General features: G+C 64.6%; 15 protein-coding genes. 9 read left to right on the top strand and 6 right to left on the bottom strand.

Features of this window, described 5'->3' with window-relative positions; translation table 11 throughout:
- The first annotated feature begins 77 nt into the window (after nucleotides 1-77).
- Nucleotides 78-1,055, top strand: a complete 978-nt coding sequence (locus ACTJKX_RS06040) for a glutathione S-transferase family protein (RefSeq protein ID WP_394309056.1) — start codon at nucleotides 78-80, stop codon at nucleotides 1,053-1,055.
- 13 nt (nucleotides 1,056-1,068) lie between these two features.
- Here the strand turns inward: ACTJKX_RS06040 and ACTJKX_RS06035 are convergent, their stop codons facing one another.
- Nucleotides 1,069-1,947, bottom strand: a complete 879-nt coding sequence (locus tag ACTJKX_RS06035; RefSeq protein WP_440724680.1) for a LysR family transcriptional regulator — start codon at nucleotides 1,945-1,947, stop codon at nucleotides 1,069-1,071.
- A 293-nt stretch (nucleotides 1,948-2,240) separates the two neighbouring features.
- On the opposite strand from ACTJKX_RS06035, the gene ACTJKX_RS06030 reads away from it, so the two are divergent.
- Both ACTJKX_RS06030 and ACTJKX_RS06025 read left to right on the top strand, forming a co-directional pair.
- Complete coding sequence (locus ACTJKX_RS06030; RefSeq protein ID WP_440724679.1) at nucleotides 2,241-2,672, top strand: hypothetical protein; 432 nt, start codon at nucleotides 2,241-2,243, stop codon at nucleotides 2,670-2,672.
- Between the two features lie 231 nt (nucleotides 2,673-2,903).
- Nucleotides 2,904-3,779 (top strand): DMT family transporter, encoded by an 876-nt coding sequence (locus ACTJKX_RS06025; protein WP_440724678.1) that lies wholly within the window; start codon nucleotides 2,904-2,906, stop codon nucleotides 3,777-3,779.
- Here ACTJKX_RS06025 and ACTJKX_RS06020 read toward each other — a convergent pair.
- From ACTJKX_RS06020 to ACTJKX_RS06000, 5 genes are all read right to left on the bottom strand, one after another.
- Nucleotides 3,733-4,047, bottom strand: a complete 315-nt coding sequence (locus ACTJKX_RS06020; protein WP_440724677.1) for a hypothetical protein — start codon at nucleotides 4,045-4,047, stop codon at nucleotides 3,733-3,735. The two genes, ACTJKX_RS06025 and ACTJKX_RS06020, sit on opposite strands and share 47 nt — an antisense overlap.
- Nucleotides 4,048-4,187: 140 nt before the next feature.
- Nucleotides 4,188-4,904 (bottom strand): methyltransferase, encoded by a 717-nt coding sequence (locus ACTJKX_RS06015; protein ID WP_394309047.1) that lies wholly within the window; start codon nucleotides 4,902-4,904, stop codon nucleotides 4,188-4,190.
- Between the two features lie 210 nt (nucleotides 4,905-5,114).
- On the bottom strand, nucleotides 5,115-5,906 hold the full coding sequence (locus ACTJKX_RS06010; RefSeq protein ID WP_440724676.1) for a dienelactone hydrolase family protein: 792 nt from the start codon (nucleotides 5,904-5,906) through the stop codon (nucleotides 5,115-5,117).
- Between the two features lie 65 nt (nucleotides 5,907-5,971).
- Nucleotides 5,972-6,883 (bottom strand): agmatinase, encoded by a 912-nt coding sequence (locus ACTJKX_RS06005; protein ID WP_440724675.1) that lies wholly within the window; start codon nucleotides 6,881-6,883, stop codon nucleotides 5,972-5,974.
- A 26-nt stretch (nucleotides 6,884-6,909) separates the two neighbouring features.
- Nucleotides 6,910-7,389 carry an Lrp/AsnC family transcriptional regulator gene (locus ACTJKX_RS06000; RefSeq protein ID WP_367623418.1) on the bottom strand — a complete coding sequence of 160 codons (480 nt, stop codon included), beginning with the start codon at nucleotides 7,387-7,389 and terminating at the stop codon, nucleotides 6,910-6,912.
- 64 nt (nucleotides 7,390-7,453) lie between these two features.
- On the opposite strand from ACTJKX_RS06000, the gene ACTJKX_RS05995 reads away from it, so the two are divergent.
- From ACTJKX_RS05995 to ehuB, 6 genes are all read left to right on the top strand, one after another.
- A complete protein-coding gene (locus ACTJKX_RS05995; RefSeq protein WP_311938345.1) occupies nucleotides 7,454-8,914 on the top strand; it encodes a MocR-like ectoine utilization transcription factor EhuR in 1,461 nt (486 codons plus the stop codon).
- An 86-nt stretch (nucleotides 8,915-9,000) separates the two neighbouring features.
- Entirely contained in the window at nucleotides 9,001-9,981 is a 981-nt protein-coding gene (gene eutB, locus ACTJKX_RS05990; protein WP_440724674.1) for a hydroxyectoine utilization dehydratase EutB, read from the top strand.
- On the top strand, nucleotides 9,978-10,970 hold the full coding sequence (eutC, locus tag ACTJKX_RS05985; RefSeq protein WP_440724673.1) for an ectoine utilization protein EutC: 993 nt from the start codon (nucleotides 9,978-9,980) through the stop codon (nucleotides 10,968-10,970). Before eutB ends, eutC begins: the two co-directional genes overlap by 4 nt.
- A 7-nt stretch (nucleotides 10,971-10,977) precedes the next feature.
- On the top strand, nucleotides 10,978-12,156 hold the full coding sequence (gene doeA, locus ACTJKX_RS05980) for an ectoine hydrolase DoeA (RefSeq protein ID WP_367623419.1): 1,179 nt from the start codon (nucleotides 10,978-10,980) through the stop codon (nucleotides 12,154-12,156).
- Nucleotides 12,153-13,169: a N(2)-acetyl-L-2,4-diaminobutanoate deacetylase DoeB gene (doeB, locus tag ACTJKX_RS05975; protein ID WP_440724672.1), complete on the top strand. Its 1,017-nt coding sequence runs from the start codon at nucleotides 12,153-12,155 to the stop codon at nucleotides 13,167-13,169. Before doeA ends, doeB begins: the two co-directional genes overlap by 4 nt.
- 64 nt (nucleotides 13,170-13,233) lie before the next feature.
- On the top strand, nucleotides 13,234-14,085 hold the full coding sequence (gene ehuB, locus ACTJKX_RS05970; RefSeq protein ID WP_367623420.1) for an ectoine/hydroxyectoine ABC transporter substrate-binding protein EhuB: 852 nt from the start codon (nucleotides 13,234-13,236) through the stop codon (nucleotides 14,083-14,085).
- The last annotated feature ends 251 nt before the right edge of the window (nucleotides 14,086-14,336 follow it).

Here is a 14,336-nt window from a genome sequence, read left to right as displayed (position 1 = left end):
GCCCCGTGCCAGCATTGTCTCCACCGGCGCCGCCTGCTCATTGCCAGGGGCGGATTGGACAAGCGCGAGGCTGTATCATGGGCGAGTTGATCGACGGGCAATGGCATCGTACCACCTCGGCAAAGCTGACGGCCGACGGCCGGCTGAGGCGCCCGCCCTCCGTCTATCGCAACTGGATCTCCTACCAGGCGGACACGCCTTTCAAGCCCGAGGCCGGACGCTATCACCTCTATGTCTCGCTGGCCTGTCCCTGGGCGCATCGCACCCTGATCATGCGCAGCTTGAAGGGGCTGGAGACATTGATCGACATCTCCATCGTCAACTGGCTGATGGGAGAAGAGGGCTGGACCTTCGAGCCCGGACCGGGCGTGGTGCCGGACAGCGTGAACGGCGCAACCAGGCTTCACCAACTCTATACACTGGGCGATCCCCGGGCCACCACGCGCGTCACCGTGCCCGTCCTGTGGGACAAGCAGACCCGGCGCATCGTTTCCAACGAATCCGCCGAGATCATCCGCATGTTCAATTCGGCCTTCGATGGCATCGGGGCGAGGCCGGGCGACTTCTATCCGAGCGAGCTCCGCACCGAGATCGACGCCCTCAACGAGCGCATCTATGAAAGCTTGAACAACGGTGTCTACAAGGCAGGCTTCGCCACCACGCAGGCCGCCTATGAGGAGGCCGCACGGGGCGTCTTCGAGACCCTGGATTGGCTCGAGCATCGGCTCGAAGGCCAGGCCTTCCTGCTGGGCGGGCGCATGACGGAGGCCGACATCCGGCTGTTCACGACATTGCTGCGCTTCGACCCGGTCTATCATGGCCACTTCAAATGCAATCGGCGCATGATCGCCGGCTACCCGGCGCTTTGGGACTATACGCGGATGCTTCATCAGCATCCGCTGATCCGGCCGACTATCGCCATGGATCATATCAAGGGGCATTATTATGCCAGCCATCCCTGGATCAATCCGAGCCGCATCGTGCCTCTCGGTCCCGACATCGACTATGATGCGCCACTGTCGGGCCTGCGTGCCTCGGCGGCCCGCGCAGCGTAAAATCTCAAGGAGCCTAGAGGTTGATCGCCAGTTCATCCGGCATCGCAGCGAAGGCTTCACGCAGGTGATCTGCCAGCATGATGCCCGCCCGCGTTGGATCCGGCGCGACGTGAAGCCGGATCTCGGCGCCGGGCAAGGCTGGCAACCTGTCCCTCGGGGACAGGCCACGCAAGCTGCGCGGCAGAAAACTCGATTTCACCACCGTGACCGCCAGCCCCTGGGTCGCAATGGCTTCCACCGTCGCCAGATTATGCGACACGAAGGCCAGTCGCCATGGCCGCTCCGAAGCGTCGAGGGCCTCGATCGCCCATTTGCGGAAAAGGCAGCCCGGCGGATAGAGCGCCACGGGGAGAGGATCGAGCAGCCAGGCCCGGTGCTCCGCACTGCCTGCCCATACCGGTCGTTCGAACCGCAGCAATTCCCCGCTCTCGCAACCCTCGCCATGCATGGCGATGACAAGCTCATAGCTTTCGCCGATACGGCTGAGCATGGGGCCGGTCAGGCCGGTTTCCATCTCGACGTGAATGCGGGGATAGAGCGCGAGAAAACGTGCCAGCACGGCGGGCAGAACGTGGCTCCCGTAATCATCCATCACGCCAAGGCGCACACGGCCCTCCAGCCGATGCTCGCGAAGCTTGCCGACCGCCTCCTCATTCAAGGCGAGGATACGCCGTGCATAGGTGACCAGGCTTTCGCCGGCCAGGGTCAGCTCGACCGTGGTGGTGTTGCGGCGGAACAACTCGGTTGCCAACCGCATTTCCAGGCGCCTGATCTGCATGCTCACGGCCGACTGGGTACGATTGAGCCGATTAGCCGCGCGCGTGAAGGAGCGGTGATCGGCCACGGCCAGGAAGGCTCGCAGGAGATCAGGATCGAGCATCGGCAATGTCATCACACATCATGATGATGTTCCTGGCTGAAATGCAATTTCCTTATGAGCACCCTCTGCCTATCGAGGTACATGGCCCCTTTTGCCGGCAGTGCGTGGGAGGTCGTGACTCAAAGATCCGTTCCGCCGGGCCTCTACGCCTGCATGACGGCGATGAGCAGAGGAGGCCTCCTTGTGCCCCGGACAGCTGGGATTTCCTCATTCCACCTTCCATAGGGTAAGGAAGCCGCCTTGATAATTCGTTCGGAACTCGGGATAAACTCGTCGAGACGGCTGAATTTCTGGAAAGGAAAGCCATGGACGGAGCATATTTATCGGCTTTGGCGGCTCTTGCCGGATCGAGCATCGGAGCGTTCGCCTCCTTTGCCACCACTTGGCTCAATCAGAGCTATCAGCAAAGGGTTCAGCGTCTATCCAATGAAATGTCACGGCGCGAAAGAATATTCGGAGAATTCATTGACGAGGCATCGAAAGTATACGGCGATGCCATGGAAAACAATTTAACCGACACAACGAAACTGGTTAAGCTCTATTCCATTAAAAATCGTATGAAACTGTTTTCGGGAGATGAGGTCATCGCGAGGGCCGAAGAGGTCTTGCAACTGATCGTCAAAAGATATTCGTCGGAGAAAGTGGACTTTTCTCACTTCAACGCCAACTCTCTTCGAGAATCCGATCTCTTGTATGGCTTTACGGAAGCCTGCCGGAAGGAAATCATTCGGTACTGAGTGTCCAACGGGCCGGCGGCGGCTGACTCACCCAATCCCCTTGGATCGCCCCCTGGATCAAGCCGCTGCTGCCAATCGGTCATCACGCATCGTGATAGCGTTCATCAACAAAATGCAATTCCCTCGAGAACCCAGCCTCCGCTAGCCTGTTCCCGCGACGATCGAGATGGGGCAGGGGCGATGTGGGGTGTTCTGGCGGCTGTCCTTTCGAGCGGTATCGGAGGCACTGCCGTGGTCGCCACACGCTCGCTCTCGAAGGCGATCGACCCGATCACGTTGGGCGCATTGCGCTTCGGCCTTGGCTTCGTGTTCCTGCTGCCGGTGGCGTGCCTGCGCCGCGAAGCCTGGCCGACGCGCCGCGACTGGCCGGGCGTGGCCGGGCTGGGCGTTCTGTTCTTCGGGCTGTTTCCGATCCTGTTCAATGCCGCGCTCTATTTCACCACGGCGGCACGTGGCGCCATTGCGCTTTCGGCCCTGCCGGTGCTGACCATGCTGGCGGCCTCGGCCTTGCGCGCCGAGACCATGACGGGACGCAAGGTCCTGGGCGTGCTGGTCACCATGACCGGTGTGGCGCTGGCGCTGCTCTCGGGCCTCTCCACGGCACCGCCGGGCGCCTGGCGCGGCGACCTCCTGATGCTCGGAGCGGCGCTGGTGATGGCACTCTACACGATCTGGTCCCGGCCTTTTGTCGCCCGGTCAGGGCCGGTTCGTTTCACTCTGATGGCGATGGGAATCGGGGCGCTTTGCCTCGTTTCGGTGGCGGCGATCGGCGGAGGATTGGCGAATGTGCGCGGGCTTGCGCCGGAAGCCTGGCTGGCTGCCGCCTATCTCGGCATCATCGGCAGCGCGCTGGTCTTCTTCCTGTGGTCTTTCGCGGTGACCCATACGACGCCGACGCTGGTGGCGATCGCGGTGGCCGTCAATCCGATCACAGCCAGCCTGGCGGGGGAGGTGTTTCTCGGAGAAAGGCTGGGCTGGAACTTTGCGGCGGGTCTCGGCTTGGTCTGCCTCGGCATCGTCATCGCGGCAACCAGGCCCGGTTTGCGTTCCGAACAGCCGTTCAGCGAGAAACGTCGGTTTCGCCTCCGAATACGACCCCGCGGTTGAACTGGTAATTATAGCCCGCATGCGCCCCGAAGGTGGAGCCGAGGTCCGAAGACGACCGGCTGGCACCATCCGTGCTCCATTTCGACTGCCCCTGGGACAGGCCGGCGTGGCCGCCGACATAGAACCCCGTCCAGTCGTGGGGACCGGACGCTTTCTTGGAATCCAGGGGCGGCGGCGCGAATTTATTCGTCTTGGGAGCAAGCCCGTCGGCGAAAGCGGCACTGGTCAGCAGGAGCAGTGCGCCGGCAGCGATGGCGGGGATCTTCATGGTCAACTCCGGCAATTTCCGCAGATTGACCGCCGAATCTACAGAAGAATGCGACCGAATGAAGATCACGCGGCATGCCCCTGGCAATGCGCCGCCGCCACGGCTTCGGAAGAAGGCCGGCTTGCTCCCCAGGCGTTGCCTCAGGCGCGTCGATGCGTGATCCAGCCGCCCCAGAACAGGCTCGAGAAGAACAAGGTGGGTTCCTCGAAACCGGCCTGGGTCAACAATCGAGCGACCTCCTGGTCGGAAGCGGGCGGATCGGCGCCCTGCCGGATCTTACCGAGCTTAGCAGCGATCTCGTTGGACGACGCGCCATGCATGCGCCAGCGCTCGCCCCAGGCGGCGAGAAAGAGCGGCTTGCTGGCATAGGCATGCCGGTTGCCGGCCAGGATGAGCGGCGCCCCAGCCTTGAGGCGGGCTGCCAATGCCGCGAGAACGGCCTGCTTGGCAGGGAGGCCGGGCAGGTGATGCAACACGCCGATCAGGGTCGCGGCATCGTAGATCGGCTCTTCCGGCAGATCCGCAACCTCGCCCAGCACGGGCGTCGTTCGTGCCGCCAGGCCTGCTTCGCCAACCGCCGCCATGGCGAGTTCGAGCATGGCGGCGGATGGATCCACGGCGGAAAAGTGCCAAAGCGGCTCGAGGCGGGCCGCCGAGAGGATTTCCTGGGCGGTACCGCCCGCTCCCGCCACGAGAATCCGCGCGGCGCGGCCCGGGCCGAGGTCGGCGGCGAGCAGGCAGGCGGCGAGTTCGTGGCAGGCATCGTAGCCCGCCAGGGCTATGCGGCTCTGGACCGCATATTCTGCGGCCCTTCCGGTATCGAATTTTGCGGCTGCCGTGTTTCCGGTCTCGATCATGGTCTTCTCCTGAACACCGCTCCTTTGCTGGCAAGAAACGATGTCGGGAAGGCCGGTTCTTATGCTGGTATAAAAATTATCTCTTAAAGATGCGCGCACCGCTTAAAATCTTGCCAAATTACGCCTTAACGATGTGCGGAGGAACAACAGCCAAACAATGCCAAACGCCCGAAGTGATCGAGCCTGAAAGCTGACCGCCGCCGGTCTACTTCAATTCTTGGCAAAGCTCTCGGCCAGCCAGGAGCGCATCATCGCATAGGATCTCGCCGCAGCCTTGGCATCAAAGCGGCAATTGCCGGTCTTGCCGGTGGCCTCGGTTTCCGTGAAGCAATGCACGGCGTGGCCGATCTCGACGAATTGCCAATCAGCCGGGCTGCCGCGCATCTCCTCGGTGAATTTGGGCACGTCCGGGATGGTGGCGGTATCGTCGGCCCCATTGATGGCGAGTACGCGTGCCTTGATCGACTTGGCCAGGGCCGGATCGTCGGTGCCGAGGCCGCCATGGAAGGAGATCACGGCCTTGGCGTCCGAACCGCTGCGCGCGAGATCGAGCACGGCGCTGCCGCCGAAGCAGAAACCGATCGCCGCCAGCCGCGACTGGTCGATCGGCGCGTTGGTGGTGTTGACCTTCAATTGCTCGAAGGCCTTGTCGATGCGCTTGCGCATCAGGGCGCGATTGCCATAGAGCGGCCCGATGGCAGCCTTGGCCTCATCGTCGTTCTTGGGGCGAACACCCTCGCCATACATGTCGGTGAGCAGGATGACGTAATCCTTGCCGGCGATCTTCTTGGCCTTTTCGACGGCCGTATCGCCCACGCCATACCAGTTGGGCACCATGACCAGGCCGGGGCGCTTTGCCTTGGCGGCATCGTCATAGATCAGCAGGCTCTTGAAGGTCGTGCCGTCCAGGGTCCAGTCGACCGGCTTGACCACCATCTTGGCAAAGGCGGGCGTGACAGCGAAAAGCGCGAGCAAAGGCAGGATGAGGCGGACGAGGCGCATGGGATTTCCTCTCGACGGCGGATGAAACCTGGTCAGGCCCTCATGCTACCAGACAAAAGCAGCTTTCAAACCTGACGAGCGATGGTACCGATCACATTGACGAGAAGCCGTGCGGCTGTCAGCGCCGAAAGGCCGCTTTCATCGGCGGGAGGATAGAGCTCGACGAGATCGAAGCCCGCGATCCTCGCCCGCTTGCCGAGGCCCGCGATCAGGTCGATCACCTGGGTATAGCTAAGGCCGCCCGGCGTGCGGGCCGCCACGCCGGGCAGGACGCCAGGGTCGAGGCCATCGCAATCGAGGGTGACGACGACCTGCGCTCCAGCAGGAATGTGCCGAAGCGCCGCCTCGACACCCCCGGCGTGGATCTCGCGGGCAGTCACCAGATGGCTGCCATAGGTTCGGGCCGCCTCGATTTCCGCCAGGCGCGCGCTGCCGACGCCGCGCATGCCGACCTGCACCATGCCGGCCACATGCGCCATTTCGCTCGCGCGGCGCATCGGGCTGGAATAGCCCTGGCGCTCGCCATGCAATTCGTCGCGCCAGTCGATATGGGCATCGATCTGCAGGATCCAGACGGGGCCATGATCGGCAAAGCCGGCAAGGAAGGGAATGGGGACGGAATCATCGCCGCCGAGCAGGAGGGGAACGGCGCCCGCCGCCAGGATCTCGCGCGTCTTCGCCTCGATCCGATGCCGATTCCCGGCATTGTCGCGCATGACGGTCTCGATGTCGCCGATGTCGATGCAGGAAGCAGGCCTGCCGTCGAAGAGCGGACCGCCGAGGTCGAAATCCCAATGCTCGACCAGGCCGGCATCCTCCTGGCTGGCGGCACGGATGGCATTCGGTGCCAGGGCGTAGGGGCTGCTGTCCTTGGCGGGATAGGTGCTGCCATGACCGGCCCCGAAGATCACCATGCGAGGCTTGCTCTCGCCGGCAAGGCGGGTGGGAAAATCCAGAAAGGTGGGCAGGGCGGTCATGGGGTTTCAATCCTGTCGGCGACAACTCAGGAGACGGAGGCCTCGACGATTTCGAGCGGGAACCCGGTCTGCTTGATGGTCTTGGTGACGATATAGGTGAAATAGCGGTCGATGCCGATCTCAGCCTCGAGCAGGCCGTCCATCAGCCGCTGGTAGGAATCGATGTCGGTGGTCACCACGCGCAGCAGATAATCGATGCCGCCTCCCACGGCGTCGCAGGCGACGATGGCCGGCTCACGCATGATGGCGGCCTCGAAGCGCTGGAAATCCGCCTGGCGGTGGCTCTTGAGGGTGATCTCGACCAGCACGGTGGCAAAGCGCCCCAAGCGGGCGGCGTCGATGACGGCGCCATAGCGGGCGATCGCACCGGCCTTTTCCAGGCGGCGCAGCCGCTCCCAGCATGCAGCGGCCGACAGGCCGGCCTCGGTGGCGAGGTTCAGCTTGGTGATGCGGCCATCGCGCTGCAGGGCAGCGAGGATCTTCAGATCGATCTTGTCGAGTTTCAACATGGCGCCGGCGAATGGATTGGTATAATACGGATAGGCTTCGGTATTGTATCAGGACAATTACATGCCACTCTCCAATTCTGATCGTTTCGGGCGATTTGTCGAATCGCGGGCGCCTCTCGCGGCGGCGGCAGAATGGCGGCCAGTCCTACCGCGCCGCAAGGGCGTGACCAAGCACAAGCTCCTGACCGACCTGATCATCGCCGATGTCGAGGCCGAGATCCTGAAGCCGGGCACGCGGATGCCGACCCATCGCGACCTCGCCCACGCCCTCAAGGTTTCGGTGCAGACGGTCAGCATCAGCTACAAGGAAGCGGAAAGGCGGGGGTTCCTGCGCGGCGAAGTCGGGCGGGGCACCTTCGTGCGCGACCGGGTGACCGAGCGCGCCGAGCGTTTCATGCTCGACCGCTCCCCCGGCCAGACGGCCGACCTGTCCATCATCCGCGCCGTCTATACCGAAGCGCATGAGCGCGCCTCGCGGCAGGCGATGGCGCGCCTGGGCGACGGCGACAACAGCGCCTTCATGCGCCCTTGCCGCCCGATCGCCGGCCTCGACCGGCACCGGACGGCCGCCAGATCCTGGCTGCGCGGGCTCGGCGTTGAGGCGGAGGCCGAGCGCGTCCTGATCACCAATGGCGCGGCCCATGGCCTCTTCCTGGCCGTGGCCTCGGTGGTCCATCCCGGCGACCTGGTGTTGACCGAGAACCTGACGGATCACGGCATCATCGGCCTGGCCTCGTTGCTGGGCTTCACCCTGCGCGGCTTGCCGACGGACACGCAAGGCATCCTGCCCGAAGCGTTTGAAGCCGCCTGTGCGGCCGGGGGCGTCAAGGCGCTCGTCCTCATTCCCTCGCTCGGAAACCCGACCAGCCACGTCGCCGGCGCCGAACGCCGGCGGGAGATTGCCGACATCGCTGCCCGGTATGGCATCTTCGTGATCGAGGACGAGGTCTACAAACCCCTGCTCGACGAGCCTTTGCCTTCGATCGCCCAGATGCTGCCCGAACTCGGATTCTTCGCCACCTCGATGACCAAGTCGGTGATGACGGGTTTGCGCGTCGGCTACCTCGTGGTGCCGCCGGCCTATTCGATCCGCGTCGGCAGCATCATGCGGGTCACGAGCTGGAGCGCCACCAACCTGCCGGCGGAGATCGCCTCGCTGTGGATCGAGGACGGCACGGCGCAGGCCCTCGTCGACCTGCAGCGCCAGGAAGCGCGCGCCCGCCAGGCCATCGTCGCCCAGGTGCTCGGCGACATCGTCGCCTCCAGCCATCCCCTGTCGCTCTGCGCCTGGCTGAAAGTGCCGCCACGCTGGACGGAGGAGGGGCTGGTGCGCGCACTTGCCCAGCGCGCCATCGCGGTGACGCCCTCCGATCCCTTCGTAGCCGGAGAAGTCCGCCCGGGGGGAATCCGCATCTGCCTGGGCGGACGGCTGTCGCATGCCGCCCTGGCGGAGACGCTCGCATCGGTGCGCGCCACCTTCGAGCAGTTGCCGCCGGTGTTCGACGCCCGTCTCATCGCATGACCGCGCCCTGTATCATTACAATATAATAATTGACATGATTTTTGTATCGTAACACCATCCCCCCCAAGCCAGGAGGGATGGGTTCGATGCCGGTCGCGGTCACCATCGACGAGATCAGGGCCGCCCATGCGCGGATCGCGGGGCACGTGGTCCGAACGCCGCTGCGTCCAGCGCTCTCCCTGTCGCGAGATGGTTCGCCGGTTCATCTCAAGCTGGAGACGCACCAGATCACCGGCTCGTTCAAGCTGCGCGGCGCCACCAATGCCGTTCTGTCTCTGGACGCATCGGCCCAAGGGGGCGCCGCGGGGGTCGTCACCGCCTCGACGGGAAACCACGGCCGCGCGGTCGCGCACGCCGCCAAGGCCCGCGGCATCCGGGCGGTGGTCTGCATGTCACAACTGGTTCCGGCAAACAAGGTCGAGGCCGTCCGCGCGCTCGGCGCCGAGGTGCGCATCGTCGGCTGCTCCCAGGATGACGCGCAGGACGAGGTCGACCGGCTGGTGGCCGAGGGAGGCCTTGCCGAAATCCCGCCTTTCGACCACCCAGCCGTGATCGCCGGGCAGGGAACGATCGGGCTCGAAATCATCGCCGACCTCCCGGACGTCGAACTCGTGCTGGTGCCACTCTCCGGCGGCGGACTGGCAGGCGGGATCGCAGCAGCCGTCAAGGCGCTCCGCCCCCAGGCCAAGGTCGTCGGCATCTCGATGGCCCGGGGCGCTGCCATGCATGCCAGCCTGTTGGCCGGCAAGCCGGTCGAGGTCGAGGAATTGCCGACGCTGGCAGATTCGCTCGGCGGCGGTATCGGCCTCGCCAATCGCTACAGCTTCGCCCTGTGCCGCGACTTCCTCGACGAGGTCATCCTGCTGAGCGAGGAGGAAGTGGCGGCCGGGATCCGGCATGCCTTCACCGCCGAGGACGAAATCGTCGAAGGCGCCGCAGGCGTCGGCATCGCCGCTTTGCTGGCCGGCAAGCTCAGGCCGTCGGGATCGACGGCAATCGTGGTGTCCGGCCGCAACATCGATCCGGAGCTGCATCGCCGCATCGTGGAAGAGGGAGTGGCGGCATGATCGTGCTGACAGAAGCCGAATTGCGCCGTTGCGTGGCGCTCGACGCCGATGCCGTCGATTGTGTCGAGCAAGCCTTCCTGGCCCTCGCAACCGAAGCGGTGGCTATGCCGCCGATCCTCCGGCTCGACATTCCCGAGCATCGCGGCGAGGTGGACGTCAAGACCGCCTATATTCCCGGTGTCGAGGGCTTCGCCATCAAGATCAGCCCGGGCTTCTTCGACAATCCCAAGCTCGGCCTGCCCAGCCTCAACGGCCTGATGGTGCTGCTGAGCAGCCGGACGGGCCTGGTCGAAGCCCTGCTGCTCGACAATGGCTATCTCACGCAGATCCGCACCGCCGCAGCGGGCGCCGTCGCCGCCCGCCACCTGGCCCGGGCCGATGCACGCATCGCTGCCATCATCGGCGGCGGCGAACAGGCCCGTCTGCAGCTCGAGGCCTTGCGCTTGGTCCGCCCGATCGACCGGGCCCGGCTCTGGGCTCGCGATACCGCCAAGGCCGTGACGACGGCAGAGGGCCTGTCGCAACGCCTGGGTATTCCGGTCGCGCCGGCCGCCAGCGTCGAGGCGGCCTGCGCCGGGGCCGACATCATCGTCACCACCACGCCGGCCGAACGCCCGGTTCTCAAAGCCGAATGGCTGGCACCCGGGCAGCATGTCACGGCAATGGGCTCGGATTCCGAGCACAAGAACGAAGTGGATCCGGCCGTGTTCGGCAAGACGGTCTATGTCGCCGACAGCCTTGCCCAGACAAGGCGGCTCGGCGAACTCGCCCACGCCATCAAGGCGGGAACCGCAGCGGCCGATGCGGTGTTTGCCGAACTGGGACAGGTGATCGCCGGCAAGGCCGAGGGGCGCCGGAGCGATGCCGACATCACCCTTTGCGACCTGACCGGCACCGGCGTGCAGGATACCGCCATCGCCACGCTCGCTTTTCGCCGGGCCGCCGCCACCGGGGCGGGCCAGACTTTCGAGACAATCAAGGGAAAGTGACGCAATGATTGCGCCCACGCTCAATTTCAGCCGCGAGGAATATGCCGAGCGCCTGGCCAAGACGCGAGCCGCCATGTCCAAGGCGGGCATCGATCTGCTCGTCGTCACCGACCCCTCGAACATGCACTGGCTCACCGGCTATGATGGCTGGTCCTTCTATGTCCATCAATGCGTTCTCGTCGCGGGCGAGGGAGAACCGGTCTGGTTCGGCCGGGGACAGGATGCCAACGGTGCCAAGCGCACCGCCTGGCTCGCTCACGACAACATCGTCGGCTACCCCGATCACTATGTGCAGTCTACCGAACGCCATCCGATGGATTACCTCTCGGGCATCATCGAGCAGCGCGGCTGGGCCAAGGGCACGATCGGCGTCGAGATGGACAATTACTGGTTCAGCGCTGCGGCCTATGCCTCGCTGGTCCGGCATCTGCCCAATGCCCGCTTCAAGGACTGCCTGTCGCTGGTCAACTGGCAGCGGGCGATCAAGAGCCCGACCGAGATCGACTATATGCGCAAGGCAGGCCGCATCGTCGAGGCGATGCACCGGCGCATCCTCGACAAGGTCGAGCCCGGCATGCGCAAGAGCGATCTCGTCGCCGAGATCTACGATGCCGCCATTCGGGGCGTCGACGGCTTTGGTGGCGACTATGCCGCCATCGTGCCGTTGCTGCCGTCGGGCGAGGAGGCCTCCGCGCCGCATCTGACCTGGAACGACCTGCCGATGAAAACCGGGGAGGGCACGTTCTTCGAGATCGCCGGCTGTTACAGGCGCTATCATTGTCCCCTGTCGCGCACCGTCTTCCTCGGCAAGCCGACCCAAGCCTTCGTCGACGCCGAGAAGGCCACAGTGGAGGGAATGGAGGCCGGCCTCGCGGCGGCCAGGCCCGGCAACACCTGCGAGGACATCGCCAACGCCTTCTTCGCCGTGCTGAAGAAGTACGGCATCGTCAAGGACAACCGCACCGGTTATCCGATCGGCCTGAGCTATCCGCCGGACTGGGGCGAGCGCACCATGAGCCTGCGGCCGGGCGATCGCACCGAATTGCGTCCCGGCATGACCTTCCATTTCATGACAGGCCTCTGGCTTGAAAACATGGGCCTGGAGATCACCGAGAGCATCCTGATCACCGAAAACGGCGTGGATTGCCTCGCCAATGTGCCGCGCCAACTCTTCGTGAAAGCATGAACGCCGCTCCGAACCCGCGCCCGTCGCCGATCAGCGCCAGCGTCGATTTCGACGCCGACGGCATTCAGCACGGCCATCTGCGCCTGCCCTGGAGCCGGGATGACTCCGCCTGGGGATCGGTGATGATCCCCGTCACCGTGGTGAAGCAGGGCGAGGGGCCGACGGCCCTGTTGACCGGCGCCAATCACGGCGACGAATATGAAGGGCCGATCGCCCTGTTCGACCTCGCCCGCACGCTGCGGGCGGAGGCGGTGAGCGGGCGCGTCATCATCGTGCCCGCCCTGAATTATCCCGCCTTTCGGGTCGCCCTGCGCACCTCGCCGATCGACAAGGGCAATCTCAATCGCAGCTTTCCCGGGCGCCCAGACGGCAGCGTCACCGAGAAGATCGCCGACTATGTCACGCGCGGCCTGCTGCCGCTGGCCGACATCGTGCTCGACTTTCATTCGGGCGGGCGGACGCTCGATTTCCTTCCCTATGCCGCGGCCCATGAACTGCCTGACAAGACACAGGAAGATCGCTGCTTTGCCGCCGTGGCGGCCTTCTCGGCGCCCTGGTCGATGCGCATGATCGAGATCGACGCCGTTGGCATGTTCGACACCATTGCCGAGGCGGCAGGCAAGGTCTTCGTCACCACCGAGCTTGGCGGCGGCGGCACCGCGACGGCGCGCTCGGCCGGCATCGCCAAGCGCGGGGTCGCCAATCTCCTCAAACATGCCGGCATCCTGGCCGGGCAGCCCGAGATCGGCGAGACACGCTGGCTCGACATGCCCTCGTCGGATTGTTTCGGCTTCAGCCCGGAAGAGGGACTGGTCGAGTTCCTCAAGGATCTCGGCGAGCCCATCGCCAGGAACGAAGTTATCGCCCGTATATATCCAATCGGCCGTACCGGTTCCTCGCCCTATGAACATCGGGCAGCACTGGATGGCCTGCTGGCGGCCCGCCATTTCCCTGGCCTGATCAAGGCCGGCGACTGCCTCTCGGTGATCGCAACCATCGAGGACCATGCCTGACAATCGACAAGGACCTGCCGGAACCAACCGGGCAGGCAATCACACCAGACAGGAGAATGAGATGATGAAACTGCCCCGACTCGCCGGCCTCGCCGGATTGGCTCTCGCCATGAGCGTGGCCAGCGTCCAGGCCACCACCCTCGAAGAGGTCAAGAGCAACGGCTTCGTTCGCGCCGTTACGGCCAACGAGGTTCCCTACGGCTTCACCAAGGAAGACGGCACGGCCGCCGGCATCGGTCCGGAAGTGGCCATTGCCGTCCTGAAAAAGATGGGCGTCAGCGAGATCGCCTGGACGGTCGCGCCCTTCGGCACCCTGATCCCCGGCCTCAAGGCGCGGCGCTATGATTTCGTGGCGGCCGAGCAGAACATCTCTCCCGATCGCTGCAAGCAGGTCGCCTTCACCGAACCCAATTCCAGCTATGGCGAAGGCCTGCTGGTCAAGGCCGGCAATCCCAAGAAGCTGACCACCTATGCCGACATCGCCAAGGACCCTTCACTGAAGGTCGCGGTGGTGTCGGGCGCCAACAATATCGACTTCCTGCGTGCCGTCGGGGTCAAGGACAGCCAGGTCGTCTTCATCCAGGCCAATGCCGACGCCATCGCCACCGTGAAGAGCCGGGCCGATGCCTATGCGGCCACCGAGCTGACGGTCGCCAGCCTCGCCAAGGGGCAGACGGAGGTGGAACAGGTCAAGCCCTTCACCGACCCGGTCGTCAACGGCAAGCCGGTGCGCAACTATGGCGGCTTTGCCTTCCGCCCGGAGGACAAGGACCTGCGCGAGGCCTACAACGCCGCGCTGGTGGAGTTCCGCAAGAGCGACGAATACAAGGCGATCCTCACCAATTACGGGCTGAGCGAGGCCAGCATCAAGGCCGCTGCCGAAAAGAAGGTCGCGGATCTCTGCGCGGGTAAATGACGACTGAACCGTCCAGCCCATCTCCGAGAGTTCGCCAATACACGTAGAACGATCGCCAAATGAGGTGCGTAATCCTTCCCCGGTTTCGGGGAAGGTGTCGCTGCACAGCAGCGACGGAAGGGGGAGAGTGGCACTGAGAGGGCCATTGACCCGTAAGGCCGCACCACCCACCCCCATCCGGCCCGGCTTTGCCGGTCCACCTTCCCCGAAGTCGGGGAAGGATTCTCGTGCTCTATCTTGAGAGCTGAGCC

Origin of the sequence: Labrys sp. 22185, from assembly GCF_052045555.1 — a bacterium.
Classification (GTDB): domain Bacteria; phylum Pseudomonadota; class Alphaproteobacteria; order Rhizobiales; family Labraceae; genus Labrys; species Labrys neptuniae.
Note: the sequence above shows the minus strand (reverse complement) of the source record. Positions and strands in the feature narration are given on the sequence as shown.